The organism is Polynucleobacter rarus (assembly GCF_003072505.1).
In the GTDB taxonomy this organism is placed as follows: domain Bacteria; phylum Pseudomonadota; class Gammaproteobacteria; order Burkholderiales; family Burkholderiaceae; genus Polynucleobacter; species Polynucleobacter rarus.
Map to the genome: position 1 here is coordinate 254536 of NZ_NTGB01000001.1, position 25393 is coordinate 279928.

Genomic DNA, 25393 nt, shown 5'->3' on the forward strand with positions numbered 1-25393 from the left:
AGAGATGCGTGATCGGCAAGCAAAAAATATTGGTTTAGCAATTGTTGGAGCAGGTAGGGTTGGTTTATTTCGTGGTGAAGTCGCAGCACGTCATGCACAAGTTGGGTGGATTGGGATTGCTGAAAAAAATCCTGAGAGAGCGAAATTTGTTGCTGAAAAAATTAAAGCTGATTTTGTCACAGACTCTTACGAAGAACTATTGAATCGCCCTGAAGTCAATGCAACCATTATTGCTACAGACGAGCACTTGCACGTCGATCCGATTTTAAAAGCTGCTGAGCGTGGCCATTCCCTATTGATTGAAAAGCCACTAGCGACGGATCTCGCCGATTCAGCCCGTGTGCTTGCGGCCATTGAAAAGGCTGGTGTCGATGCCATCGTCGGCTATACCCAACGTTTTCGTCGGCGTTGGTTAGCGGCTAAAGAAAAAGTTTCTTCTGGTCAACTCGGTGATGTTACGCTAGTGACTTCCAGAGCTTTTATGAATAGACTGGTGGCGATTGATAACTATAAGCGTACGGATCATCCTGAACGCATTTCACCAATGGTGATTTCCGGAACACATGCACTCGATATTGTGATGTGGATGATGCAAGGAAAAACACCTGTTGAGATCTATGCTCGGTCGATTGATAAGGCCTTAGGGCCAGACTGGAAAGGGATCGATGCGACGAGCGGTGTCATTACTTATTCTGACGGTACGATTTATCAAGCAACGATCTCTTGGGCCTTACCAGTGGTTTGGCCTGGCGCAGTATATAGCTTAGATGTAGGAATTGTTGGAACTGAAGGAGTTCTTACGATTGATGATACGCACCGGGATATTGTATTAGCTACCAGCAAATCTCAGAGTGAGGGCTATGCACCCGATCAATCAAGACGGGTAGATTTTATGGGGAGTTATCCCCCAGGCGATATGGCTTTGGGAGAGTTAAGGGGGCCAATGCGTGAAGAGACTGAGTCTTGGCTTAACCGTGTTGCTTTGAATATTCCAACGCCTGCTGCCACAGCCCAAGAAGCCCATTTCAATTTAATGATGACCAAAGCATTTGATTTATCGGCTAGATTAAAGAAACCAATTTCTTTGCCGATTGATGCAAAAGATGATATTTACTAAATTTGAGTAACCGATCTTTAGACGTAACGGAAATCGATTAAAGCTGAAACATGTACTGGACATGATGAAAATGATGTTTCGTCAAAAAGTGCTGTGCCGATAGCTTTGAAATCACTCATTTCGCATCCAATAATGGATAATTTACTCAAAATTAGTCATGATTACTTTGAATAAAATGACAACAATAAATCCAACTAAAGTTGATTTGATAATAAATCGAATCGAGGATGAAAAAGCTTTTTGAAGAGGTGTTGGTTGTCTATTATTAAATAAATTAAGTGGGAATTTCATAAGCAAGCACATCGGTGCCAAAGGAATAATTGAATAAAAGTATTATTCCTAATTCAATCAAAAAAGAAAATAAGCGTTTTCCCTCAAACAGTTTTTTACTCAAGCTAGTACAAATAAATCAACCGATAGTTTGCAATCAAATTGCTTACTATCGGTTGAGGAAAATACCTTAATTCTTACTCTAAATTTGCGGCTTCTTGAGCACGAATATTCGCTGTGAAAACATCACCAGTATCCGTCTTCACTAATTTTTTGAGAGCCCCACCTTTTCTACCATCACGCAGTGGACTGAAGTCTACAACGACTTTATCACCAGGTTTAACGGCGTTACGCGACCATCCACCCGCGCGAATAAGGTTACCTGGACTTGTCATTTCCATGAGCCAAGTTGTTTCCTCAGCACTTCCTGCTTCTTTACCCTTGATAATGACCGCTACGTGGGGGTTGGTCCAGTGCATTTGCTCCACTACACCAGTAATTTGCAAGGTCTTGGCGTGGTCAAACATGGTAGTAGAGTGATGCGCAAATGCTGCAAAGGTCGCAAGAGCTGCACCTGCAGCCAATGTACTGCCAATAATTATTTTGATTGATTTCATAAAATATTCTCCTTAATTTACTAAGCGGTTTCCGCCAACATCATGTTTAATTGCTTCGAAAAGATGATCGCCATTTTTATCGACTTTTGGTACAAAATATCCTTCTAAACAAACACCTTCTACGATATCAAATTTACGATTTCTTTGCCTAAAGAAAAAGCGAGTTGTTTTCCAAGGTTTCGTTAATATTTTTGGAGCAACAATTTCTAGCTCATCTACTAATAAATCTTTATCTTTTAGATAGATTCGTTCTTTAACGACCATGTCGCCGTTGTTAGGTACTCCAGCGGCTTCGCTAATTGCTAAAAGGGATTCAGGAATAATATCCGTTGTTTCGACCACCAGGGTATCACCTTCCCAATGACCAATGGAATGACCGTGATAAGATGGATCTGGTTCTTTTGGATGTTCACGACCGTCAGTATAAATTCTACGTAGACGATTACCATCAGATTCACCCAACATGGTAACTCTGCCTGGTGTAAATAATATTTCCATGGCATTGTGAGTGATTAACATCCACGATGGCATAGCTTCAGGTAAACAGTTGGTAAACAGAGGAGTAGGTCTTCCTGCTTTTTCTTCCGCAATTTGGAAAGCAATGATTTTTGCCTGTCTCTCTTGCCATGGCGGCATTTCAGTAATCGCTTTTTTATCTTGATCACTAATATTAGGATTCCAAACACCACTCCAATCAGGAAGTTTTGCAATATCAGCCCAGTCTTTTGCAGTAGGTGCTGGGTTGATGACAACAGGTGCCTTCGGTTTGGTTTGAGCGAAAGAGCTTGTCATGCCTAGCGTTTCGCTAAGAATTAAGCTGAAGCTCAAAATAATTTTGAAACTTTTTTTCATGTCAATGATCTCCTTAGTATTGACCATTCTAGGTTCTAAAAAAACTGCTTTAAATAACAAACTTTTTACAAAGTAAAACCAATCCATCTTCCACATGCAACCACAATTAACCAAAAACATAAAGAACAAATTCCTGCTAGTTTGGCGATAGGTGGAACTCTATAGTTAGGATGTCCCCAGACATTCATCTCCTTGGACGAGATGAATTGAAATATAAGCATGTTCACGCCCGCCAATCCTAAAAATAAAAATTTTAATTGAAAGGCTGTGTTATTCAGATAAGTCGAAGCATTAGAAATAAACAATAAAGATCCAGTAATAACCGCAAGACTAAAACCAAGCCAGGTAATACGAATTAATGCTTTGGAGAAGGTACTAAATTCAAAGTTCCTAAATGCAATTCCCGTTAGTCTGAAATCCACCAAAAAAATAGAGCCAATCACCATCGTAATAGCAAGTACGTGAAAAGATTCAATCCAAGGAAATAAAAACTCGTTCTCACTAATCAATATAGCGATAGGTAAGTCTTGAAGGATATTACCGATTTGGGAAGTAGATATCATATTAGGTATAGGCTATCCAGCGGCCTGCGAATAATATGGCAAGCCAAAGTCCGATGGAAATCAAAGCGATTAATTTTTCAAAAAAATGCAAATTGTTTTTACTAAAAGAATGGTTAGCAATTCTTTTTTGTGCAACTGATAAATAGATCGAGCAAATAACAGCAGCAATAAGTAGCAGCATTTTTAGTTGAAATATCGGATTTAATAATGCTCTAGCTGGTTCACCAATAATCATGACTAAGCCACTTAAAAATAAAACCAACAGAGCGATATGTGCTGGCCCTTTAAGAGCACTAGCTAGAGGATATAAAACATGATTCCGATGCAAAATCCCTAGTGCTTTGAAGTTACTAATCATCATGGCTGTCATTAAAGTACACAAAGCTAGGATGTGGACGGTTTGGACTACCGCAACAATCCATTCCACACCTTGTAGTGACTGACTTAAATAAGTCTGCTCAATACTTAAAGAAAGCTGTTTTATAAAGGGATTGATCATGTATTAATATTTGTTTGCTATTTGGTAAATATTACTGGAATTACTTGCCTGATTTATGACCTTAGCACCCGCTGGAGTAAAGCTTGACGATTTTTCGAAATTCGCATAAGCCTGATGACATCCAGCACATGATTTATAAATTTCTTCGCCAGCCTTGAAAAGTAAATCGGGATCTTTATTTAAGGTAGCTTGAAGCGCTAAAAAACCAGAGGTATTTAATTTTTTCGCAGCGAGGGCCCAAATTTTGCCAGGTTGGACTCGATTGGGCATCATCAACAGATTACCTGCCTCAGTTAAAACTGCCGCTTGTTGGCGAAGTGATTCCCACTCTTCATCATTTTTAGGGGCAATATTCGTAGTGCCATTTCTATCAATAATGGTTGATACCGAATCCCAAATTGCATCAGCTGCAGGGTCAATCAACCATAACATCAAGGACTTTAATTCGATAGTAGGAGCAGCATTTTTTTCGACCACTTTCAGGTTTTGACAGTGACTAAAGCCAGAAAAAAACATTAGAAAAATGACAGCAACAAAAATGCGCATAATGATTGGCCCCAGATATATTTTTATTTTAAAAACAATGAAAATATATTACTCCAAACTTTCCATCTAAGGGTTTGCCATAGGTTTTGAGTGTTTTTGCACCTAGATAGAGGATTATCGGGGGCAGTCCCCAAAAGCACTCTAGGATTTAGGTTGACGTAGAACTGTTTGTAATTGACTAGTCCTCCTTAAACTGTCTACGTATCAATCTAAACTGAGCTTCTAAATAATTAAAGGCATCGACGATGTCGGGATCAAATTTAGTTCCTCTCAAAGAATTGATGTACTCAGATGTTGCTTTATAGGTCCACGCTTTTTTATAGGGTCTTGAGGAGAGCAAAGCATCATAAACATCGGCTAAGGCCATGATTCTAGCTGATTGAGGAATATCTTTACCACTTAAGCCCCTTGGGTACCCAGTGCCGTCCCAGTTTTCATGGTGTGAACCAGCTATTTCAATAGCTACTTTGATGATTTTTGAATTTATTTCACCATCAACATTCATTGAAGATAGGATCCGCTCCCCAATTACGGCATGCGTTTTCATGATTTCCCACTCAGCGGGATTTAATTTGCCTGGTTTTAATAAGACTGCATCTGGAATACCCACCTTACCGATATCATGCAGCGGAGCTGCTTTAAAAAGAATATTAAGAGTTTCTTTAGTGTAATTGACTTCAGACTTCCCAATATCGTCTAAATGACTTGCAATAAGTCTGACAAAAAGCTGTGTTCGTAGGATATGGTTTCCTGTTTCGTTGTCACGCTCTTTTGCAAGCTGGTTTAATACATTGAGCATACCATTTTCTAAACTTTGAGCAACACCTTCAACTTCGTTTACTTCTTCAACTAGCGCCAGTAAATCGCTATTATATTTTTCTAGACGTTTTTGGTAATGAATTGAATTATCAAGATAAAACCCAACCCAAGAGATCTTACGAATAAAAACAAACATAAGGATTACTGCAAAAAATACAATATTAAAAATATTTTGGTCCTGCGCTAAAACTATTTCTAACTTGTAACTTACTAGCCCTCTTGCTACCCAAAGAACCGCAATTAATACGCTTAAGATAAAAGGAATTTTAATAAATAAACTTGAGCTATTTTTTTGAATTAGTTTCAGTTCTTTGGCGATGAATAAATTCCCAGCCCCTAAAAAAGCGCCTACTAGTAAAGGGGTGAACTCCTTGAAAGGTGAGTCACTAAGAATACTGGTAGCGCCTGCATACAATGCAGCTAAAACTAAAAACAAAGCTTTGAGGTTGGTCTTATTTAAAGCTTGGGTATTGATCGCTTTGAATAATAAATATATTTGAGCAACTGAGAGGAAATTAGGCACGGTTATTCCAATCCATTCTGGGATAACGGGCCTAAGAACTAGGGTGGAGTAAAGAGCGGCTTGGACGAAACAAGCATAAGCTAGAAACTTTAGAGAAGTATTTTTGTTTTTTCTTAAAAAGGCAACTAAGAGCAGCCCCAAAAAGCCATGAAGTAAGGCATAAGTAAAAAATAGTGATGCTACAGATAAAGATTTCATTTATAAATTTTTTTAATATATTTAAAACATTGTACTACTCCCAAAATCATTATTTAGCCCTATTCTATATAGGGAAACCCTATTATCCCTTAAGCCTACTTTACCTTGAAAAGACATATTTTTGTTTTCTAGGTTTAAGCAAGTTAAGCCTAAACGTTAATTACTTGCTGGTTCGTTATCGTACATTCAAGTTCGAAAAGATTGATTAATATCAATCAACTTTTATCTAAGAAATTTATTAGGTTCATGGAGATTATTCATATGAGAACGTTTCAGCGCGATACCCCACAATTTGTTGAAGGATTCAGAGCTCAGTCTAGCACTAGCTCCTGTGTAAAGTGCATCAGCAAATCAGCTTGCTTAAATAGTAATCTTGACATTGATCGCAGAGAAAGATTAACGACTGAATATACCCATCAATTTAAAGTAAAAGTTGGAGATGCAATTTTTCATCAGGGTGATCCAATTCAATCTATTTATAACGTCAGTACTGGTTTCCTAAAGCTTGAATTTAGTTTATCCAATGGTCAGCATCAAGTAACGCGATTTGCATCTAATGGCGATCTGGTTGGATTAGATGGCATTGCCGATGGCAGGCATCATTTAGATGCGTATGCACTTACTGATGGTGTTATTTGTAGTCTTAACTATGTTCGTTTGCAGTCATTAATTCAAAAAGAGCCAATGATTCAAAAGTCTATTGAACGCGCCTTGAGTAATGAATTAAATAGAGCCCAGGAACATCTTTTTTCACTTGGATCTCACTCTGTTGAAGAAAAACTAGTTTACTTTATTCTTGAGTTACTCCAAAAGGAGGGAAGATTTAAATCCGAGCAGAACTATCTCCATCTACCTATGAACAGGGGGGATTTAAAAAGCTATTTAGGTATTACCGTTGAGTCATTAAGTCGAGCTTTAGCCACATTGGAGGGAGCAAAATTTTTTCGAGTAAAAAACCGAGAAATTAATGAGATTGATTATCACAAACTCGTAGAATTTCTTGATTTAACCCTTGAGGAGAGTGGTCAAACAATCTGATCACAAAGCTCATTTAAAAGGATATCCCTATCAAAGATAATCTAGTAGGCCATTGGCCGTTAATTCTCAAATTCACCCACTTAAAATGGTGGCTGAATGAACTGAATGAGAGAAATCAAGAGTGTTTTATAAATACCCCCACCTGGATATAGGGATGAGAAAAAATGGCGGAGAAGGTGGGATTTGAACCCACGAAGGATTTACACCCTTGCTTGATTTCGAGTCAAGTACATTCGACCACTCTGCCACTTCTCCGAATAGTTGAATCTTAACCTAATTTTCAATTATGATTGAGTAATCGACTATCTCGGAATATAACATGGACAACGATTTAGAAAAAACAACTTCCACCTCTGTCAAGAAATTTGAGCGTAAGCTAGATTATTGGGTCAAAATATTTGGCAACGTCTTAGTTTCAGTCTTTCACCATATTGCTTTATTTGTGATTGGGATTGCGACTGTTTGGTCAGCTTCTTACGCCGCCCTTGAGATGCTTAAGAAGTCACACGCTTCGATTGAAGACCTATTATTACTCTTTATTTATTTAGAAATTGGGGCGATGGTCGGCATTTACTTTAAAACAAATCATATGCCAGTGCGTTTTTTAATCTATCTCGCTATCACTGCAGTCACCAGATTAATTATTGATATTGTCAACGTAAAACATGAGGCAACAATTGAAGTAATGATTTTAGGTGGAACAATATTAGTGCTAGCACTAGCAAATTTAGTAGTTCGGTACGCTTCATCCTCTTTTCCTTCAAAAGTCAATATTGAAAAAAACTAAAAAAGTACCTACATTTTTGGGAATCAAGTAACGATGGCTGAATTTACCAATCCTTTAGAGCGTTGGGAATCGAGATTTTCGACTGACAACTATTTATTCGGTGAGGAGCCGAATCAATTTTTGAAAGATCAAAAAGAATATTTCCAAAATGGTCATGCTCTATCGATTGCAGATGGTGAAGGACGAAACAGCGTTTGGTTGGCGAAATTAGGCTTAGAGGTAGATGCCTTTGATTTTTCTAAAGCAGCAATTCAAAAGGCAAACAACCTCGCTCAAAAAAATCAAGTAAGCGTTAACTTCACCTGTTCATCCTGGCAGGATTTTTCGTGGGAAGCTAAGAAGTACGACTATGTTGTAGGAATTTTTTTCCAGTTTGCGAATCCTGAGAAGCGTTTAAAACTCTTTCAAAAGATGATTCAAACTCTAAAAGTTGGTGGTTTATTAATCATCCAAGGATATGGCAAAGATCAACTACTCTACAAAACAGGTGGTCCAGGTGAATTAGATCACTTATACGACGAGTCTTTAATGAGGGATTTATTGCCTCATTTTGAATTTTTAGAACTTAAAACTTATGTGGCTACCATTAGCGAGGGAACAGGGCATGCTGGTATGTCGAGTCTTGTCGGCGTAGTTGCTCGAAAACTTGCTTAAAAGTCCATAAAGCCTAGGCGAATGTCTTTTTAGGGAAAGAATCACCTAATATGGTACAAATTTCAGCAGTTAAGCTATAACTTTGATGCAATCAAAAATCCTTCTTGCAGGAATGGTTTATCCTAGAGTTCTCATGAAATTTAGTAACAAATTAAAATGTTGTTAAATTATTTATAGTTATTTTGCTGAACCACTTAGGGTGAAGAGTTTGAAAGATAAAAATCAGGTGCCAGAGAACCAACATAATGATCATTATGATTTAATCGTGGTCGGCGCAGGTTTGGCTGGTTTAACTGTTGCATTAGAAGTTGCTGCTCACAAAAAAATTGCGATTTTAGCTAAACGTCAGCTAACTGAGGCAGCTACTGCTTGGGCGCAGGGTGGTATTGTTGGTGTGCTGGATAAAAAAGATAGCTTTGAATCTCACATTGGCGACACTCTGGAAGCTGGTGCCGGAATCGTTTCGGAATCAACAGCTCGGTATATCGCTGAAAATAGCTCAGATGCAGTTGAGTGGTTAGTTGAGCAGGGGGTTGAGTTTACGCCTGATCCAGAAGGTCCATTAGGTTTGCATTTAACCAGAGAGGGTGGGCACACCCATCGTCGGATTGCTCACGTCGCGGATGCTACGGGTAAGGCTATTCATGACGTATTACTGGAAAAAGTGAAAGCGCATCCTAATATTGATCTGCTAGAACACTGGATTGCAATCGATTTAATTACGAATCGTCACCTAGTTCAAAAGCCGAACAAAGATTACAAAAAATCGATTCAGAAAGACCAATGTCTTGGGGTTTATGCATTAGATATTAAAGAAAATAAGGTGAAGACTTTAATTGCTGATGCGGTCGTATTGGCGACTGGCGGCGTCGGCAAAGTCTATAAATATACGACCAATCCCGATACTTCTACTGGAGACGGTATTGCGATGGCCTGGCGAGCTGGGTGTCGTGTCGGCAATATGGAATTTATGCAATTTCATCCGACCTGTTTATATCACCCAGAAGAAAGAAGCTTTCTGATTACTGAAGCGATGCGAGGTGAGGGCGGTCAATTAAAGCTGCCGGATGGCACGCGTTTTATGGCTGATCATGATGAAAGAATGGAGCTAGCACCAAGAGATATTGTGGCTCGAGCCATCGATTTTGAAATAAAAAAACACGGCTTAGAGTATGTTTTATTAGATGCTACCCATTTAGGGGCGGAATTCATTAAAGAGCACTTCCCAACGATTTATGCCAAATGTTTGTCAGTTGGCATCGACATTACTAAACAAGGAATCCCAGTTGTGCCGGCCGCTCACTATACCTGTGGCGGCGTGGTGACTGATTTGAATGGCCAAACAGATTTGCCGCACTTGTATTCAGTTGGTGAGGCTACTTGCACTGGACTACACGGCGCCAATCGACTGGCGAGTAACTCTTTATTGGAGTGTGTCGTGATCGGCAAATCCACCGCTAAAAAAATCTTAGAGGAGCCTGAATCGACTATTCCTCAAGTGAAGCAGTGGGATGACAGTCAAGTAGAGGATGCTGACGAAATGGTGGTGATTTCGCATAACTGGGATGAGTTAAGGTCTTTGATGTGGAATTATGTCGGCATCGTTAGAACGACTCGAAGACTTGAGCGTGCTTTACATCGTATCAACTTTTTAGAGACCGAAGTGAATGAGTATTACTCTAACTTTAAGGTCAACCGAGATTTAATTGAACTTCGAAACTTGTTGGTTTGTGCTGAACTAATCGTTCGTTCAGCACTTTCTAGAAAAGAAAGTCGTGGCTTGCATTACACCAGAGATTATCCTGATACCTTTGCAGTATCTTACCCAACGATCCTAACTCCGATTCGGAAAAAAGATGGTATTAAAGTAGCGGAAGAGATTTAGTTATTACTCTCAATGCGAGCTAATACTCGCATTGAGTAATCAATTGCTTCCACATTTTTGGTTAGTTTCCCACTCGAAATTCGGTCAACTCCTGTCATGGCAATTTTTCTTAATTGCTCTATATCCACTCCACCAGAAACTTCTAAGAGCGCGCGTCCTTGATTAATGTTGACGGCTTGTTGCATTTGCTCCAAGCTAAAATCATCAATCAATATACTGTGTGCTCCAGCTGCAAGGGCTTCTTCCATTTCTGCGATGGATTCAACTTCGATTTGAATACTTACCTTTGCGTTTAAGGCCATGGCTGCTTTAACAGCAGCAGTAATACTACCCGCCGCCATAATGTGATTTTCTTTAATTAAGATACCGTCCCAAAGCGCCATACGGTGATTTTGCCCGCCGCCAATTCTGACTGCGTATTTTTGTGCTTGACGTAAACCAGGTAAGGTTTTTCTAGTATCTAACATCTTGCATCCCTTGGGATTTACATGAATGTCAGCGATAGCTTGCATGTAAGAATGCGTCACCGTCGCTGTATAAGATAGGGTTTGCAAGAAATTCAGGGCTGGGCGTTCTGCGGAGAGGATTGATCGGCCATTGCTCGTGATAGAACAGACCACGGCTTGATTCGGCATGACCTCACCTTCGGCAAAGTTCCATTCAATTTTTGCCTGAGGATCTAGTTTTAAAATACACCGGTCAAACCAAGGTCTGCCACATAGAACGGCGTTTTCTTGTTTAACGATAACGTGTGCTTTGACGGTTTCATTGCTCGGTGCTAGCATGGCGGTCCAATCACAGACCCCTACATCTTCTAATAGAGCGTCATGTACATTTCGCTCAATGGCTTGTTCGAGAGTTTCGTTATAAGAAAACATAATTGATCTTTAAAAAATAATGAAATTAAGCAGCGCCGATGTTCTTGACGAAACCATGTTGAGCGCGAGCTAGCAACTCAGGATTGTTTTTTGTGAAGTCCAGCATCCGTTCAATACAAGCTTGCGCTTTTACACGGATAGCTTCTTCAACGGTGATTTCACCAGCACCATTTTCTAAGCAGCTCAATAAATTAGCTAGACCATTCATTGCCATCCAAGGGCAATTGGCACAACTTTTGCAAGTTGCACTTTGACCTGCTGTTGGAGCTTCGATAAGGACTTTATTAGGAGCTAGCTGACGCATTCTGTGCAAAATACCCTGGTCTGTCGCCACAATATATTCAGTCGCAGTTCCTTCAACCACTGCTTTAAGCATGGCAGCAGTTGAACCGACTACATCCGCGATGGCAACAACACCAGCGGGGGATTCAGGGTGAACCAAGACCTGCGCATGTGGGTGTAGTTCTTTTAATAACTGCAGCTCTTCTGCCTTGAATTCGTCGTGCACGATGCACGCACCGTCCCAAAGGATCATATCTGCGCCAGTTTGTTCTTGAATATACTTACCAAGATGACGATCCGGTGCCCATAAGATTTTCTTATTTTGTTTTTTTAGCTCATAAACAATTGCAAGAGCACAAGAGCTAGTAACCATCCAGTCCGCTCTAGCCTTTACTGCAGCACTAGTATTAGCATAGACGACGACCGTTCTGTCAGGGTGGGCGTCACAAAATTGGTTAAATGCATCGGTGGGACAGCCTAGGTCTAGTGAGCAGGTGGCATCGAGATCTGGCATGTAAACATGTTTTTGGGGAGACAAGATCTTAGAAGTCTCACCCATAAAGCGAACCCCCGCTACGATTAATTTTTGCGCAGGATGATCTTTACCAAACCGAGCCATTTCAAGTGAATCAGCGACACACCCACCGGTCTCAAGTGCTAAATCCTGAATATCACCATCCACATAATAGTGCGCAACGATTACCGCGTTTTGTTCTTTTAAAAGACGCTTTATTTTTTCTTTAGTAATGGCTTTATCAGCTGCACTCAGGGGTGCAGGGGTCTTGGCCCAAGCACTAGAAATACAAGTTGGACCATCAACGCTAGGAAGTGAAAAATCGTAGCTAACAGGTTGCAAGGTTGAAATTGAAGTCATAAGAACTTTGATTTTATATAGGAAAATCGATCAAATCTTATTTTCTCACGACTTCACAACTTCGATTTATTTTAGAACGGTAATTTCGCATCTGGTTTAGCTGCAAGCACCGCCTTTTTAAAATCCGCTTGAATGCGTGCAATCGCAACTTCTGTATCTGCTTCAAAGCGCATAACAACTACCGGGGTAGTGTTAGAGGGTCTCGCTAAGCCAAAGCCGTCCGCATATTCAACCCGTACACCGTCAATCGTATTAATCGTCAAAGCACCTTCAAATTTAGCATTTGCCTTGATGGTTTCTAATAAAGTAAACGGTTCACCTTCCGCACAAGGAATCTGCAACTCTGGTGTACAAATCGCATTAGGTAAGTTATTTAACGTAGCATTCGGATCTTCTTCTTGAGATAAGATTTCTAGTAAGCGCGCACCAGTGTATAGACCATCATCAAAACCGTACCAACGATCTTTAAAGAAGATATGACCGCTCATTTCCCCGGCTAGTGGAGCGCCCGTTTCTTTTAGCTTCGCCTTAACCAGAGAATGTCCCGTTTTCCACATCGTTGGTTTGCCGCCGAGTTGCTCCACCCAAAGACCTAAATTTCGAGTACATTTCACATCATAGATAATCTCTGCACCAGGATTGCGAGATAAAACATCTTTCGCAAAAAGCATCATTTGACGATCTGGGAAGATGACAGAGCCATCTTTTGTAACCACACCTAAACGATCAGCATCGCCGTCAAAAGCTAAACCAAGTTCAGCATCCGATTTGGTTAATTCAACCATTAAATCTTGCAAATTTTCTAAATGGGCTGGATCTGGATGATGATTCGGGAAGTTGCCATCTACTTCACAAAATAATTCAGTCACCTCACACCCTAAGGCACGGAATAATTTACCAGCAAAATCTCCACCAACTCCATTACCGCAATCAACCACAATTTTCATTGGACGCTTGAGTTTTACATCACTGGTAATTCTTTCCAAATAAGTCGGGAAAATATCATAATCTTCTCTACTACCAGAAGCTTTTGCTGCAATTTTCTGATCAACAATTCGTTGATAAAGTGCTTTAATTTGTTCACCGTAAATCGCTTGACCACCTAGAACCATTTTAAAGCCGTTATAGTCTGGCGGATTATGACTACCTGTAATCATAATTCCTGATTTTGCTTGGACTCCACGAATCGGTACATTAGTTCCAAAGTAAACCATGGGTGTGGCGACAACACCTAAATCAATGACTCTCAAGCCAACGGACATTAGTCCTTCTGTTAAGCCTGACATCAGATCTGAGCCTGATAAGCGACCATCTCGACCGACAACAACGGTTGTTTCTCCCATTTCCACCATGCAAGAGCCAAAGGCTTGGCCGATTTGCATCGCAACGTTACGATCTAATGTTTTATCGATAATGCCCCTGATATCGTAGGCTTTAAAAATCGAAGGTGAGAGTGGGAGCATAAATTTCCTAAAAATAGATTAATGAGTTATGGTTGATTAAACCACTGAATACGGGATTTAGTAATGTCGTCAAATACTTCAAGAAGTTCTGCATCTGCAGGATTAGCGAGAGCCTGATCAATGGGTTTGGCTAGTTTTTTACCCAACTCAACTCCAGGCTGATCAAAGGAGTTCACGCCGTATAAAACACCAAGACAGAAAGTACGGTGCTCATATAAAGCCATTAAGGCACCTAAGTTGTAGGCATCTAATTTGTCCAGCCAAATCAAAGTATTCGGTCGATGACCAGAATAACTTTGGTTTTGATCCGTTGGATGCTGAAAGCCTTTGGCTAGAGCCTGAGACTGAGCCAAGCAATTAGCAATTAATTGACGGTGGTGTTCTTGCGCACAAGGTAAATCACTGAGAGGTGCTTTCACAGCAATAAAATCAACGGGTACTACTTGAGTCCCTTGGTGCAACATCTGAAAGTAAGAGTGTTGAGAATTCGTTCCTGCTGAGCCAAAAATGCAAACTGAGCTAATTTCAACTGGTTTTTGATCTAGGCCGTGGGTCTTGCCATTACTTTCCATCTCTAATTGTTGAAGCCAAGTCGGAAATAAATTGAGAGACTGTGCGTAAGGAATAATAGCCTGTGCTTTAGAACCACGCTTCAGTTGATTACGAAATAAAGTGAGTGCTAAAGCTATTGGTTGATTTTGTTCAATGGGAGCATTTAAAAAATGCTGATCCATCGCATGGGCACCAGCCAAGAACTTTTTGAAGGCCTCAAATCCGAACTTTAAAGCGATTGGTAGTCCTACAGCTGACCAGACGGAAAACCTACCACCAACCCAATCCCAAAAGGGCAATATATTTTCATCCTTAACTCCAAAGGTTAGGGCTTCGCTCGTATTGGCTGTTACGGCATAAAGTAGGTTTGAAATTTGCGTTTTAGTAAGTTTAGCCTCAGTCAACCATTTGATGACTGACTGGGCATTTTGCATTGTTTCAAGGGTCGTAAAGGTCTTGGAAACAATAATGACTCTGGTACTTTGGGGTTTGGCACGAGCAAGGGTTCTTGCTAAGTCAGCACTATCAATATTCGATAAAAAATGAACATTAACTGGTGTTTTAGTCAAGGAATCATCCGTCCACAATGCATCGCAAACCAATCTAGGTCCGAAATCTGAACCACCAATACCAATATGAATGATGTCAGTAATGCCGACAAATTTATTACAACACTGTTCAATTTGACGCCAGACAGACTGTATTGCTGGCATGATATCTTGATCGTCAACTAAAACTGGACTACCACTTAAATTACGTAAAGCGGTATGCAGAACTGCGCGGTTTTCAGATTGGTTGATTTTCTGGCCAGTAAAAAGAGCATGCCTTTTTGCAGAAAAGCCTTTTTTTTCAACGATATCAAATAACTCTTGCCATTGAAAACTGTTGATACCTTGATAAAGGGTATCTACATAAAGGGGGGAATTAAAATTATTTTCAGTATTAATCATGAGGTTTATTCTAACAATTGAATGTTGCTAGTAGTTGAATTGTAAAGATTAATTGGTGCAGTTGCAAAACAAAATGTAGTAAATATTTACCAAAAGCAGCGTAAAGCCCCTTGATTTATCTATGAGGATATAAGCTGCAACACTTGAAAAATCATTGGCAACTGTATAAAATAACAGCATGAAGAAGACGCAACAAACTAATATTCGAGTACTGCGTGAACGGGTAAAAGACAAACATTGCACGCTCCTTAATAACCTGTCGAAAGATGTGAACCTTGTTTGGAACTATTGCAATGAACTATCTTCTAAGCACACTGAGCGCACTGGGCAGTTTATTTCCAGCTACACGATGGACAGGTACACCGCTGGTGCTACTAAAGAGGGATTAAATATTCCCGCATCAACGGTTCAAGCGATTAGTTCTGAATACTGCACTCGCCGTAAGCAGTTTAAGAAGCGCCGCTTAGCCTGGCGTAAGAGTGGCGGTAGCAAGCGCTCTCTCGGTTGGATACCATTTAAGAAGGACTCAATTCATTATCGCAACGGTCAAATCTTTTTTCAAAAGAAGCCGATTAGCATTTTTAAGTCTTATGATCTTCAAGACAAAGTCATTAAGTGTGGATCTTTTAGTCAAGATGCTCGTGGACGTTGGTATGTTAATTTAACTGTTGAGGTACAAATTTGCACAAACAATAGCAGCCCTCGTGCCGTTGGCATTGACTTAGGTTTAAAGACCACCGCCGTCACTAGCGATGGGATTCAAATGGTTTCGCAGCGTTATCGAGAGTTGGAAAAGAAATTAGCCGTGGCTCAAAGAGCCAACAAAAATAAGCTCGCCAAAACGATTAGCGCCAAGATCAAAAATCGTCGCAGCAATGATCAACACCAGTTCTCACGGCTTTTAGCCAATAAGTATGGTGCGATCTTTGTAGGAAATATCCCAAGTAGCAAACTCATTAAAACCAAGATGGCTAAGTCTGTGTATGATGCTGGCTGGAGTCAATTTAAGACAATGTTGGAATACAAGTGCCATGAGGCCGGTGTTGTCTTTTTAGAGGTTAATGAGAGCAATACCACCCAAACCTGTTCTTCGTGTGGTGAAAAACCACCGTCGAGGCCGAAAGGTATCGCAGGACTTGGAATAAGACAATGGACTTGCGACTGTTGTGGAGTGATCCACGATAGAGACATCAATGCCAGCAAGAACATTCTCCGTATCGGACTAGATACGCTAGTAGTAGGAGCCTCTAAGCTAAAACAAGAAGGTTTTAAAGAACCCCCTTGCTTTAGCTATGGGGAGTAGTCAGTGTATTTACTAATTTAAAACAATTTATTTCTTTTTATCGCTATAATAGAATTGTGTAGTGCAAACCAATCATCAATTTACTTAATGATTATTCTACGCGGGAAGCTTGGCAGAGCGGTTGAATGCATCAGTCTTGAAAACTGACGAGGATTAACGTCCTCCGTGAGTTCGAATCTCACAGCTTCCGCCATCAAATTTAGGGCTCTTAACCGTAATCGGGGGATGAGCATTTAACAAACACGATTAATTACTCCATTCCAACCGCACAGAGCCAAGACTCTGAGTCGGTAGTTTTGGAAATTCCTAAAACCAAAAGCTCTTCTAGAAATCATTTCCATTTTAGTATGGAAACCTTCCGTAATTCCGTTGGATTTTGAAAACCGCCACATTCGAATAATTGGTTCTAACCAAGAACGAATCGTCTGTGCAATGATTTTGGCTGGACTTTCTTCAAATTGATCGAGTAATTGTAGAAATTCTGGAATATATTTCTTCGCTTTTTTTGCTGGTACTTTTTTAAGAAGAAGGAATGAGTTGAGCTTCTGCTTGGCTTGATAAAGAGCCTGGAGGATCGGGAACTTCTCTAGATACTGAGACAGGTTTTGTTGCTGCTCAGGTGTTAAATTCCAATGGTGCCTGCGCATGAGACTGAGTAGTCCACGATTTTTACGTCCCAAGGGGTCTTGCTGGTTCCAGACCTGTAAAAAATGTTGATTGACGAGGCGAATGACATGGAACCGGTCAGCCACAATTTTGGCATTCGGGAAGTATTGTTGGACAATTTTGCGATAAGTTTCCGAGAGATCCATGACCACAAACTTCACTCGATCTCGACCAGTTAAATGGCTTAGATATCGGCGTAGGCTGGCTTCTGAGCGACCCAGTACCACATCAAACACCTTATGATTTTTAAGATCCACGAAAGTAGTCGCAAAGCCTTTTTTGCGACTAAAGAAGTGTTCATCAATCCCTAATATTCTAGGGCAATGACGGGAGGATAACTCGGCTACTCGGTTCTTAATCTGCGGTTGATACCAGCGTTCTACCGTCGCACTTCCAATCTTGTGGGTGACAGTCAGCTTACGCTGACTGACCCCACCATCATGGGCTTCAAAGACTTCAAGTCGATAGGATTCAGTAGCTCGTAAGCGAGGACGAATACCTCGTAAGTGATGTCGAAAATAGCGATTACAGTTGGGGCAATGGTACTTTGGAAGCGCTAAATGTAGGATCATAAGTTGGTTCCCTTGGCGGGTGTGTTTTAACAAGCGATGATGGGTAGATTTAATCCGAACAAAGTCATGTTGACAATAAATACAAGCTGGTCGGACCTTTGGTTTACACCAAACTTCAACAATTTGACCGCGTTTTACTTGTTCGATGGAAAGATCAGGCAGACCTAGGATAGAATCTAGATGGGACATTGGTATTACCTCTATTAAAAAAGTTCGTCGAAAAAACTAGTTTAATAAATACCTTTGTCCCCCGTTTCGGGGGATGGACCTTTATTTATCAAACACGATTAATTACTCCATTCCAACCACATAAAGTTTAATGAATCATTTTGATTAAACTTTCAGTTCCAAGTGATGATCATGGTCTAAAAAGCTATTATTGAGATCAAATTTTAGAGGTGAAAAAGATGGCATCTCTCACTGTCCATAACCTGTCTGATGAGCTTTACCATGCCTTACAGGTCCGTGCAGCTATGCACGGTAGAAGTACTGAGGCTGAAATCCGAGCTATCCTCGAAGTCGCGGTTCTACCAGAGAACCGAATTAAACTAGGGACTTATCTTGCAAAAATTAGCCATGATGTAGGCGGTTTTAATATTAATATCGAATGTGACAGCACACCAAGCGAACCGATGCGTTTCGATTGAACCTGCCTTTGACAATTATTGTGTTCGCGCGCTCGGTCCTCTCAGATAGCGAAAGTCACAATGGATGTTTACATTGCTACCATCCCTGCGACAAATGGCTTTGATGCTAACAGGTTTAAGTGTTACCAACCCTTAGAACTTGACACCTCATTAAGGCTTGAAAATAAGCAAATAAGACAATTGCTCTCAGATCAAATATGCACCATAATAGAGCATTATTTTGGGGTTTCATTCTTTTAAACTTGCATTACTGTTTAGAATCAAATTCATTTTCTGCTAATTCAAATAAAAAAACACCAATTGAAGGCATCTCGCCTTGTTATAGGCCTAATTTCTCTTTTCACGATCTTTAACGCAGCCGCTGAGGAAGGTTTTCGCACTCACTATTCTCCTACTGGATTAATAACCGGAGAAACTGCCATCATTTTAGAAGATCGTCCAGGATTTTTTGGCACGATTAGTGGTTCGTTGATTAGTATGGATCAGATTAATGACGCAAATGGAAATAATGCGGCAAATCAAAGTCTTTATGTGAACAGTCCGCCTGCTTTTTCGACACTGTATCAAAATGCCACAGGTTCAAAAACTCTTAATGTGAATCAAACTTTTAGTCAGACCCAAAGGCAAGTTAATTTCATCGGTGGTTACGTTACCTCAGAAAATTATTGGGGTGGCAAGTTTATTGGAGCCGTGAGCGTTCCTTATGTCACCATCAGCCGTCAAATTAGCGCTACTGTAGATCCAACCCAAATTAGTCAATTACAAGCCTACGCTAGTGCAAACCCTGCAAGTGCACCAACCATTAATCAAATGATTAGCTCATTTAAATCTCAAGCTGCAAGTGTTGCTGCCAGTAAAACTGCGAACACTCAAGGTATTGGCGATACCAATCTGATTGGGACATGGTCTTACTTTAATGGACATAACACAAAATATCTTGCAGGATTAACGATCATTGCGCCAACGGGCTCTTTTGATCAAAACTCTCCTCTCAACGTGGGCTTTGGTTATTTCACTTTCTTGCCAAGTGTGGCCGCTTTTTATCAAGAAAATAATTGGACTTTTGCGGGGCGGACCTCTTATGGATATAACACTTCCAATAGCAACACGAGTTACAAAAGTGGTGACTTTGTGGCGTTTGAGTTATTTGGCTCTTATAAGGTGCCGGAATTGGCTAACTTCGGTCTTAATATAACGCAGTTAAATCAAATTACTGCAGATACTTATACCGGACCCGTTACTACGACGAGCACAACTCAGAACCCTGGCGGTACTAGCGCATTGTTAGGAACTACGGTACCGATTGATGGGGGCCAGCAGACATCCTATACTGCATTAACCCCCTCAGTTGTTGTACCATTTCCGTCTATTGGCGGAGTTTTAACGCTCCAATATACGTGGATGCCACTCGCAAAAGACTCCCTCCACGCTAATTTTATGCAAGCTCGCTTCACAAAGCATTTTTAGAAAATTAATCGATTCTCACGGATTGCAAATAATCCTCATCAATGACCATTCCCCAACCAGGTTCTGTCGGTAAGGTATAAATACCATCTTTAAAAGGGTGATCAGGCTGGTTTGCAATCAAGCGATAGAAAAATGGATCGCGCCAGGGCAACATCACTTCCCCATAAAAACCATTGGAGACGCCAGCAGACATCATCAAGCCAAACTGTGGTTCTAGATGCTGCATAACTTTTACGCCAAAGGAGTTAGCTAACATCGCCACCCGACGCCACTCCGTCGGGCCACCACCCCAACTCCCATCAAAATTACAAATATCGATAGCTTTTGCTTGCATTAAATCACGACAACCAAAACGCGTTAACTCACTTTGACCAGCGGTAATGGGCACGCCCGAAATAGAGCGTACTAGAGGTAACTCAGCTCTGTCGTTATCCCACTTACAAGGCTCTTCAAGCCAATCCAAATTTAAATCTTTTGTGATGTTTGTAAATTCAAGCGCCTGCTGTAGGGTCCAACCTTGATTCGCATCACAACCTAAAATAAAATCGTCTCCAGCTGCTTTTCGAACGACTTCAGCGCGCTTGGCATCTTCACTAGGAGATTTACCGCCTAGCTTTAATTTAAGACCATAGATACCAAATGCTTTGAGGTCCTCCACTTCTTGCGCGAGTCCTTCCAAGTCATTTTTTTCGCGGTAATAGCCTCCTAAAGCAAAGACACGAATATCTTTTTTTGCGCCGCCCCATAGGACATTAATAGGTAAACCAACTAATTTACCAATAGCATCATGCAAGGCGCTATCAATACAAGACTGGGCCCTTAGAGCAACCCGACGGTCGCGTAAAAAAGGTTCTGTTGATTTGCGGGTAAGGGACCAAATATCTTCAATCGATGCTACGGACTGACCAATGAGTAATGGGGTCATTTCTTCATTAATCATATTGATCACCGATGCTTGTAGAGCATCATCATTGCCATTAAAACATTCCCCAATCACTCCAGCATCGGTATGAATCCGTGTGAGTATCGTACAACGGTGGGATAGTTTTAAGGTAGAGCCGGTTGCAACACGCTCCATTTTGACTCGCAAAGGAATCGTTTCAATCTGAATAATTTTTGCGTTTAGTAAGGGGTGTTGGTTGCTCATGATTTTCTAGATGATTTATTCAGGTTTGATATTCAATTTTTTAATCAACTGTGCCCATTTTTGCGATTCTACTTCCATAAACTTAGCAAATTCATCGGGGCCAAGATAGGCAACAGTAGCGCTTTCTTCAGCAAGTTTTTTAATCGTTTCAGGTTTTGATAAGATCTCTGCCATTGTTGCTGATAATTTTTGAATCACTTCAGGAGGAGTTCCTGCAGGTGCTAAGATTCCCCACCAGTTATCTGCGTCATAACCTTTTAAACCCATTTCGCTTGCGGTCGGAACATCGGGTAAAACTGCCTGACGTTTATTACCGCTCACTGCAAGAGGTCGAAGGCGATCACCTTTGATCAAAGATAAGCCTTGTAAAACCGTTCCTACCGAAATTTGTGCATGGCCTGCTGCCACATCAGCTAGGGCAGCTCCTGCTCCTTTGTAAGGAACATGAACCAATTGAAGATCTGCTTGGCTTGCAAACATCTCAGTCACTAAATGTTGGGAGCTACCAATGCCTGATGAGACAAAATTCACCTGACCTGGCCTAGCTTTCACATAGGCAATGAGTTCGGGTAAGGTCTTAACTGGTAGGCCTGGGTAAACACTAATTACTTGAGGGGCCGTACCAATTCGTGCAATGGTTGCAAAATCTTTGATTGGGTTGTAGGGGAGTTTTTTATACAGCGAAGTATTGGCGGTATGTGGAGTGGATATTAATAATAAGGTGTATCCATCTGGCTTTGATTTTGCGACTGAATCAGCACCAATCGTGCCACCCGCGCCACCACGGTTATCCACAACAAAGGGTTCACCCAAACGTTTCGAGAGCTGATCGGCGATAAAACGACCAACAATATCATTACTTCCACCTGTGGCAAAGGGTATCACCAGCTTTACTGAATGATTCGGATAATTCGTCTCTCCATAACTAAGTGATGGGATCAATAAACAAAGTAATGCGAGGAATTGGAATTTGATCAAGATTGAGCTTTTAAGCATGAGGTTGTCTCGAGTTCTAAGAATATTTGATTTCATTCTAAACGAGAAAGAGTTTACCAACTCTTTGCTTAGGGAAACTCTGAAGAGACTTCAATCCGAACTTAAAGCATACTTGTTTAAATAAAAAATTGGAGATGACATGAAATATAGGTTTTTATTACTATTTAGTTCAATTGTTCTAGCGAGCAGCTTGAGTTCATTTGTAATCGCCGCAGAATCTGCTTCGAATCCATACCCAGTTCGCCCTGTAAAAGTCATCGTACCTTATGGTCCGGGTGGTGGATCAGACATCATTATTCGTGCGATGCAGAATAAATTAGCTGAAAATTTAGGTCAATCCATTATTGTCGAAAATAAGCCTGGGGCCAGTACTATTTTAGGTACTGATTTTGTGGCTAAAAGTACCCCTGATGGCTACACTGCCTTAATTGTGGATATGGCGTTTTTAGTGAACCCTAGTCTCTTTAAAAAGTTACCTTACGATAGTCAAAAAGATTTTATTCCAGTCATTCAATTAGTCTCAACTCCTTCGATCATGTTGGCATCAACGAAGATGCCATTTAAAAACCTCAAAGAATTTGTTGCGCTTGCTAAGTCATCTCCCGGAAAGCTCAGTTATGCCTCTGCAGGGTTTGGCACTGGCGGTCATATGGCGAGCGAAATGCTCAAGGTAGTAGCCGGTATCGATTTAGTTCATGTGCCCTATAAAGGCGCCGGTCCTGCTATGACAGATACCTTAGGTGGTCATGTCAGTATTTTATTTACCACCGTTGGGGCAGCAAAGCCTTATGTAGAGTCAGGTCAGATATTAGGACTAGGTATCACTAGTGACAAACGATCAGACGCCTTGTCTCAAGTACCAACTTTTGCTGAACAAGGATATCCAGAAGTAAATGCTAATATTGTTTGGGGGATATTTTTACCGGCAGGCGTACCTAAAGAAAATGTACAAAAATTAAATAACGCTTTGAATGCGACCTTGCAATCCCCAGAAATGAAGCAACGATTGTTGGAGTTAGGATTTTTTCCAGTGGGCGGGAGCTCACAATCTTGGACGAGTGAAGTCGTGAGTATGACGAATAATTGGGCCAAAATTGTGAAGCAAGCGAATATTAAACCTGAAAATTAAATATCGTCTTTCTTAATTGTGAAGTTCAATTTAAAAGATAACTCAAAGAATGAATGTCTTTTATCTTAAATAACTCAAAAGTTCAAATAAACTAGTGTAATCTTATTAAAAAATATCAAATTGGAGATTGACGTGGCACTTCACCCAAGTACTTTACCTGCAGTCCTTTCACCCGTATTAACCCCAGTTCGAGCGGACGGCGAAATTTCATTAGAACTGTTTGCTAAGCAATGTGGCTGGTTACAAAAAAATAATGTTGGCTTAGCCGTTTTTGGTACTAACTCAGAGGGTAATTCGTTTTCTGCTGCGCAAAAAATCAATGCGCTGGAGTATCTAGTTAGTCACGGCTTGGCAGCCAATCAAATGATGCCCGGCACAGGTGCTTGCGCGGTCGATGACGCAGTGACCATGACAAAGGCTACGCTGGAGCTGGGCTGTTCTGGCGCACTCATGTTGCCGCCTTTTTACTATAAAGATCCGGCTGAAGATGGCCTATTTGCTTATTACTCTCAAATCATTGAGAAGGTAGGTAGTGATCAGTTAAAAATCTACATTTACAATATTCCGCCCGTCGTCAAATTCGGCATTCCAGTTAGCTTGTTAGAGCGTCTGGTTGCGGCTTATCCTAATACCGTAGTTGGTATGAAAGATAGTTCCGGTGATTGGGAATACACCAAAGCTTGTTTAGAGGCGTTGAGTCCCAAGGGTTTTCGAGTCTACGCTGGTAGTGAGAGCTTTTTACTCCGCACTCTAAGAGGGGGTGGGGCTGGTTGTATTTCTGCTACCGCCAATGTCAATCCAGCAGCAATTGCCCATTTAGCTGCCCACTGGCAAGAGACAAATGCTGATGAGTTGCAAGCTGGTTTAGATGTGGTCAGAACAACTTTTGCTAAATACCCCATGATTCCAGCGATGAAGGCGGCTTGTGCTAGATATTCAGGTAATCATGAATGGTTAAAACTCTGCCCACCACTTCTGACCTTAACCAAGGATGTAGAGGAAAAACTATTTACAGATTTAGATGCGATTCAATTTGATATGCCAGGACTTTAATTTCAACTTCATACCTATACTTTTGATTGGGAGCTTACATGAAATACAGAATGATTAAAACACTCAAAGCAATGACCCTTGCACTTACGGTTTTCACGTGTGCCGTACAGGCAGAAAATGTTTCAATTGCCACCGGCGGTACTGGCGGTGTTTATTATCCAATGGGCGGTGGACTCGCCGCTGTTTTATCGAAATATTTACCGAATATGCAAGCAACTGCAGAGGTAACTGGCGGTACGGTTGATAACATTAATTTAGTCGGTTCAGGTAAGCCTTATATTGGCTTTGGGATGACAGACGCGGCTCAAGATGCTTTTAGTGGCCAAGGTAAATTTGTTAATAAGAAACAAAATATTCGTGCTCTTTTAGTCCTTTATCCAAACCGTATGCACCTAGTCAGTGTTGAGAGTACAGGGATTAAAACTACGGCAGATCTAAAAGGAAAGCACGTGAGTACCGGCAGTCCTGGTAGTGCCACCGAAGTGATGGCATTTCGCTTACTAGAAGCCGCAGGTTTAGACAAAGATAAAGATATTAAAAGAGAGCGCTTAGGGGCTGCTGAGTCTGTCAATGCAATCAAAGATCGCAAAATTGACGCTTTCTTTTGGGTAGGTGGTTTACCAACCGCCGCCGTCACTGATCTCGCTAATTCTCCAGGTATGAAAATTGCCATGATTGATCACGATGACACTGTCGCCAAAATGAATCAGAAATACGGCAACATTTATTTCAAAGACGTCATTCCTAAAACGATGTACTCAGGCATGCAAAAAGATAACCAAATCGCTTCTGTCGCAAACATCTTGTTTGTGAATGCAACGATGTCAGATAAAGATGCTTACAACATTGTAAAAACAGTTTTCGACAAATTGCCTGAGTTAATTAATGTGCATGCAGAGTACAAAAATATTAAGCTCGAAGCACAAAAATCGAATGCTGCCGTGGTGCCTTTTCATCCAGGTGCTTTGCAATACTTTAAAGAAAAAGGCGTAAAGGTCGATTAAGTCGCATGATTTCTTTCTTGATTCAGCATTCCTTCAATAGGT

General features: G+C 40.8%; 24 protein-coding genes and 2 tRNA genes. 12 read left to right on the forward strand and 14 right to left on the reverse strand.

The window, feature by feature from the left end; genetic code table 11:
- Window positions 1–4: 4 nt before the first annotated feature.
- Window positions 5–1117, forward strand: coding sequence for a Gfo/Idh/MocA family protein (locus tag AOC35_RS01100; RefSeq protein WP_108645371.1), 1113 nt, complete (start codon window positions 5–7; stop codon window positions 1115–1117).
- Window positions 1118–1584: 467 nt separating this feature from the next.
- On the opposite strand, the gene AOC35_RS01105 is transcribed toward AOC35_RS01100, so the two are convergent.
- The 6 genes from AOC35_RS01105 to AOC35_RS01130 form a co-directional block, all read right to left on the reverse strand.
- On the reverse strand, window positions 1585–2004 hold the full coding sequence (locus AOC35_RS01105; RefSeq protein ID WP_108645372.1) for a DUF6152 family protein: 420 nt from the start codon (window positions 2002–2004) through the stop codon (window positions 1585–1587).
- Window positions 2005–2016: 12 nt separating this feature from the next.
- Window positions 2017–2856, reverse strand: coding sequence for a hypothetical protein (locus tag AOC35_RS01110; RefSeq protein ID WP_159077421.1), 840 nt, complete (start codon window positions 2854–2856; stop codon window positions 2017–2019).
- 65 nt (window positions 2857–2921) lie between these two features.
- The gene (locus AOC35_RS01115) at window positions 2922–3419 is read right to left on the reverse strand and encodes a DUF6644 family protein (RefSeq protein ID WP_108645374.1); all 498 of its coding nucleotides are present in this window, start codon (window positions 3417–3419) and stop codon (window positions 2922–2924) included.
- Between the two features lies 1 nt (window position 3420).
- The gene (locus AOC35_RS01120) at window positions 3421–3918 is read right to left on the reverse strand and encodes a DUF6644 family protein (protein ID WP_108645375.1); all 498 of its coding nucleotides are present in this window, start codon (window positions 3916–3918) and stop codon (window positions 3421–3423) included.
- A 3-nt stretch (window positions 3919–3921) separates the two neighbouring features.
- Window positions 3922–4464, reverse strand: coding sequence for a hypothetical protein (locus tag AOC35_RS01125; protein ID WP_108645376.1), 543 nt, complete (start codon window positions 4462–4464; stop codon window positions 3922–3924).
- A gap of 178 nt (window positions 4465–4642) precedes the next feature.
- A complete protein-coding gene (locus AOC35_RS01130) occupies window positions 4643–6004 on the reverse strand; it encodes an HD-GYP domain-containing protein (RefSeq protein WP_108645377.1) in 1362 nt (453 codons plus the stop codon).
- Between the two features lie 261 nt (window positions 6005–6265).
- Between AOC35_RS01130 and AOC35_RS01135 the strand changes: the two genes are divergently transcribed.
- The gene (locus AOC35_RS01135) at window positions 6266–7042 is read left to right on the forward strand and encodes a Crp/Fnr family transcriptional regulator (RefSeq protein WP_159077422.1); all 777 of its coding nucleotides are present in this window, start codon (window positions 6266–6268) and stop codon (window positions 7040–7042) included.
- Between the two features lie 165 nt (window positions 7043–7207).
- On the opposite strand, the gene AOC35_RS01140 is transcribed toward AOC35_RS01135, so the two are convergent.
- A tRNA-Ser gene (locus AOC35_RS01140) sits at window positions 7208–7297 on the reverse strand.
- 64 nt (window positions 7298–7361) lie between these two features.
- On the opposite strand from AOC35_RS01140, the gene AOC35_RS01145 reads away from it, so the two are divergent.
- From AOC35_RS01145 to nadB, 3 genes are all read left to right on the forward strand, one after another.
- Window positions 7362–7829: a phosphate-starvation-inducible protein PsiE gene (locus tag AOC35_RS01145; protein ID WP_108645379.1), complete on the forward strand. Its 468-nt coding sequence runs from the start codon at window positions 7362–7364 to the stop codon at window positions 7827–7829.
- A 33-nt stretch (window positions 7830–7862) separates the two neighbouring features.
- Complete coding sequence (locus tag AOC35_RS01150; protein WP_108645380.1) at window positions 7863–8483, forward strand: class I SAM-dependent methyltransferase; 621 nt, start codon at window positions 7863–7865, stop codon at window positions 8481–8483.
- A gap of 208 nt (window positions 8484–8691) precedes the next feature.
- Window positions 8692–10368: an L-aspartate oxidase gene (gene nadB / locus AOC35_RS01155; RefSeq protein WP_245898388.1), complete on the forward strand. Its 1677-nt coding sequence runs from the start codon at window positions 8692–8694 to the stop codon at window positions 10366–10368.
- On the opposite strand, the gene nadC is transcribed toward nadB, so the two are convergent.
- From nadC to pgi, 4 genes are all read right to left on the reverse strand, one after another.
- Window positions 10365–11246 carry a carboxylating nicotinate-nucleotide diphosphorylase gene (nadC, locus tag AOC35_RS01160; protein ID WP_108645381.1) on the reverse strand — a complete coding sequence of 294 codons (882 nt, stop codon included), beginning with the start codon at window positions 11244–11246 and terminating at the stop codon, window positions 10365–10367. The two genes, nadB and nadC, sit on opposite strands and share 4 nt — an antisense overlap.
- 25 nt (window positions 11247–11271) lie before the next feature.
- Window positions 11272–12402, reverse strand: coding sequence for a quinolinate synthase NadA (gene nadA, locus AOC35_RS01165; protein WP_108645382.1), 1131 nt, complete (start codon window positions 12400–12402; stop codon window positions 11272–11274).
- A gap of 71 nt (window positions 12403–12473) precedes the next feature.
- The gene (locus tag AOC35_RS01170; RefSeq protein WP_108645383.1) at window positions 12474–13865 is read right to left on the reverse strand and encodes a phosphomannomutase/phosphoglucomutase; all 1392 of its coding nucleotides are present in this window, start codon (window positions 13863–13865) and stop codon (window positions 12474–12476) included.
- Window positions 13866–13891: 26 nt separating this feature from the next.
- Window positions 13892–15367, reverse strand: a complete 1476-nt coding sequence (gene pgi, locus AOC35_RS01175) for a glucose-6-phosphate isomerase (protein WP_108645384.1) — start codon at window positions 15365–15367, stop codon at window positions 13892–13894.
- Between the two features lie 178 nt (window positions 15368–15545).
- Here pgi and AOC35_RS01180 point away from each other — a divergent pair, with 178 nt between their 5' ends.
- The gene (locus tag AOC35_RS01180; RefSeq protein ID WP_108645385.1) at window positions 15546–16670 is read left to right on the forward strand and encodes an RNA-guided endonuclease InsQ/TnpB family protein; all 1125 of its coding nucleotides are present in this window, start codon (window positions 15546–15548) and stop codon (window positions 16668–16670) included.
- Window positions 16671–16773: 103 nt separating this feature from the next.
- Window positions 16774–16863: transfer RNA gene (locus AOC35_RS01185), tRNA-Ser, on the forward strand.
- Window positions 16864–16903: 40 nt separating this feature from the next.
- Here the strand turns inward: AOC35_RS01185 and AOC35_RS01190 are convergent.
- Entirely contained in the window at window positions 16904–18097 is a 1194-nt protein-coding gene (locus AOC35_RS01190) for an ISL3 family transposase (RefSeq protein ID WP_108645386.1), read from the reverse strand.
- Window positions 18098–18315: 218 nt separating this feature from the next.
- On the opposite strand from AOC35_RS01190, the gene AOC35_RS01195 reads away from it, so the two are divergent.
- Window positions 18316–18555, forward strand: coding sequence for a FitA-like ribbon-helix-helix domain-containing protein (locus tag AOC35_RS01195; protein WP_108645387.1), 240 nt, complete (start codon window positions 18316–18318; stop codon window positions 18553–18555).
- Between the two features lie 300 nt (window positions 18556–18855).
- Window positions 18856–20022, forward strand: a complete 1167-nt coding sequence (locus AOC35_RS01200; protein WP_108645388.1) for a transporter — start codon at window positions 18856–18858, stop codon at window positions 20020–20022.
- Window positions 20023–20026: 4 nt separating this feature from the next.
- Here AOC35_RS01200 and AOC35_RS01205 read toward each other — a convergent pair whose 3' ends face one another.
- Window positions 20027–21169, reverse strand: coding sequence for a mandelate racemase/muconate lactonizing enzyme family protein (locus AOC35_RS01205; protein WP_108645389.1), 1143 nt, complete (start codon window positions 21167–21169; stop codon window positions 20027–20029).
- A 15-nt stretch (window positions 21170–21184) separates the two neighbouring features.
- The gene (locus AOC35_RS01210) at window positions 21185–22165 is read right to left on the reverse strand and encodes a Bug family tripartite tricarboxylate transporter substrate binding protein (RefSeq protein ID WP_159077423.1); all 981 of its coding nucleotides are present in this window, start codon (window positions 22163–22165) and stop codon (window positions 21185–21187) included.
- A 139-nt stretch (window positions 22166–22304) separates the two neighbouring features.
- Here AOC35_RS01210 and AOC35_RS01215 point away from each other — a divergent pair, with 139 nt between their 5' ends.
- The 3 genes from AOC35_RS01215 to AOC35_RS01225 all read left to right on the forward strand — a co-directional run bounded on the left by AOC35_RS01215 (window position 22305) and on the right by AOC35_RS01225 (window position 25351).
- Complete coding sequence (locus tag AOC35_RS01215; RefSeq protein WP_108645391.1) at window positions 22305–23294, forward strand: tripartite tricarboxylate transporter substrate binding protein; 990 nt, start codon at window positions 22305–22307, stop codon at window positions 23292–23294.
- Window positions 23295–23426: 132 nt separating this feature from the next.
- Window positions 23427–24347, forward strand: coding sequence for a dihydrodipicolinate synthase family protein (locus AOC35_RS01220; protein WP_245898389.1), 921 nt, complete (start codon window positions 23427–23429; stop codon window positions 24345–24347).
- Between the two features lie 38 nt (window positions 24348–24385).
- Complete coding sequence (locus AOC35_RS01225; RefSeq protein ID WP_108645392.1) at window positions 24386–25351, forward strand: TAXI family TRAP transporter solute-binding subunit; 966 nt, start codon at window positions 24386–24388, stop codon at window positions 25349–25351.
- Window positions 25352–25393: the final 42 nt, after the last annotated feature.

Excerpts from the sequence above, each read along its gene's own strand:
- AOC35_RS01180 (WP_108645385.1), top strand. The coding sequence starts at position 15,546 with ATGAAGAAGACGCAACAAACTAATATTCGAGTACTGCGTGAACGGGTA.
- AOC35_RS01215 (WP_108645391.1), top strand. The coding sequence starts at position 22,305 with ATGAAATATAGGTTTTTATTACTATTTAGTTCAATTGTTCTAGCGAGC.
- AOC35_RS01150 (WP_108645380.1), top strand. The coding sequence starts at position 7,863 with ATGGCTGAATTTACCAATCCTTTAGAGCGTTGGGAATCGAGATTTTCG.
- pgi (WP_108645384.1), bottom strand. The coding sequence starts at position 15,367 with ATGATTAATACTGAAAATAATTTTAATTCCCCCCTTTATGTAGATACC.
- AOC35_RS01130 (WP_108645377.1), bottom strand. The coding sequence starts at position 6,004 with ATGAAATCTTTATCTGTAGCATCACTATTTTTTACTTATGCCTTACTT.
- AOC35_RS01135 (WP_159077422.1), top strand. The coding sequence starts at position 6,266 with ATGAGAACGTTTCAGCGCGATACCCCACAATTTGTTGAAGGATTCAGA.
- AOC35_RS01205 (WP_108645389.1), bottom strand. The coding sequence starts at position 21,169 with ATGAGCAACCAACACCCCTTACTAAACGCAAAAATTATTCAGATTGAA.
- AOC35_RS01210 (WP_159077423.1), bottom strand. The coding sequence starts at position 22,165 with ATGCTTAAAAGCTCAATCTTGATCAAATTCCAATTCCTCGCATTACTT.
- nadC (WP_108645381.1), bottom strand. The coding sequence starts at position 11,246 with ATGTTTTCTTATAACGAAACTCTCGAACAAGCCATTGAGCGAAATGTA.
- AOC35_RS01190 (WP_108645386.1), bottom strand. The coding sequence starts at position 18,097 with ATGTCCCATCTAGATTCTATCCTAGGTCTGCCTGATCTTTCCATCGAA.
- AOC35_RS01195 (WP_108645387.1), top strand. The coding sequence starts at position 18,316 with ATGGCATCTCTCACTGTCCATAACCTGTCTGATGAGCTTTACCATGCC.
- nadA (WP_108645382.1), bottom strand. The coding sequence starts at position 12,402 with ATGACTTCAATTTCAACCTTGCAACCTGTTAGCTACGATTTTTCACTT.
- AOC35_RS01170 (WP_108645383.1), bottom strand. The coding sequence starts at position 13,865 with ATGCTCCCACTCTCACCTTCGATTTTTAAAGCCTACGATATCAGGGGC.
- AOC35_RS01125 (WP_108645376.1), bottom strand. The coding sequence starts at position 4,464 with ATGCGCATTTTTGTTGCTGTCATTTTTCTAATGTTTTTTTCTGGCTTT.
- AOC35_RS01225 (WP_108645392.1), top strand. The coding sequence starts at position 24,386 with ATGAAATACAGAATGATTAAAACACTCAAAGCAATGACCCTTGCACTT.
- AOC35_RS01120 (WP_108645375.1), bottom strand. The coding sequence starts at position 3,918 with ATGATCAATCCCTTTATAAAACAGCTTTCTTTAAGTATTGAGCAGACT.
- AOC35_RS01145 (WP_108645379.1), top strand. The coding sequence starts at position 7,362 with ATGGACAACGATTTAGAAAAAACAACTTCCACCTCTGTCAAGAAATTT.
- AOC35_RS01100 (WP_108645371.1), top strand. The coding sequence starts at position 5 with ATGCGTGATCGGCAAGCAAAAAATATTGGTTTAGCAATTGTTGGAGCA.
- AOC35_RS01105 (WP_108645372.1), bottom strand. The coding sequence starts at position 2,004 with ATGAAATCAATCAAAATAATTATTGGCAGTACATTGGCTGCAGGTGCA.
- AOC35_RS01115 (WP_108645374.1), bottom strand. The coding sequence starts at position 3,419 with ATGATATCTACTTCCCAAATCGGTAATATCCTTCAAGACTTACCTATC.
- AOC35_RS01110 (WP_159077421.1), bottom strand. The coding sequence starts at position 2,856 with ATGAAAAAAAGTTTCAAAATTATTTTGAGCTTCAGCTTAATTCTTAGC.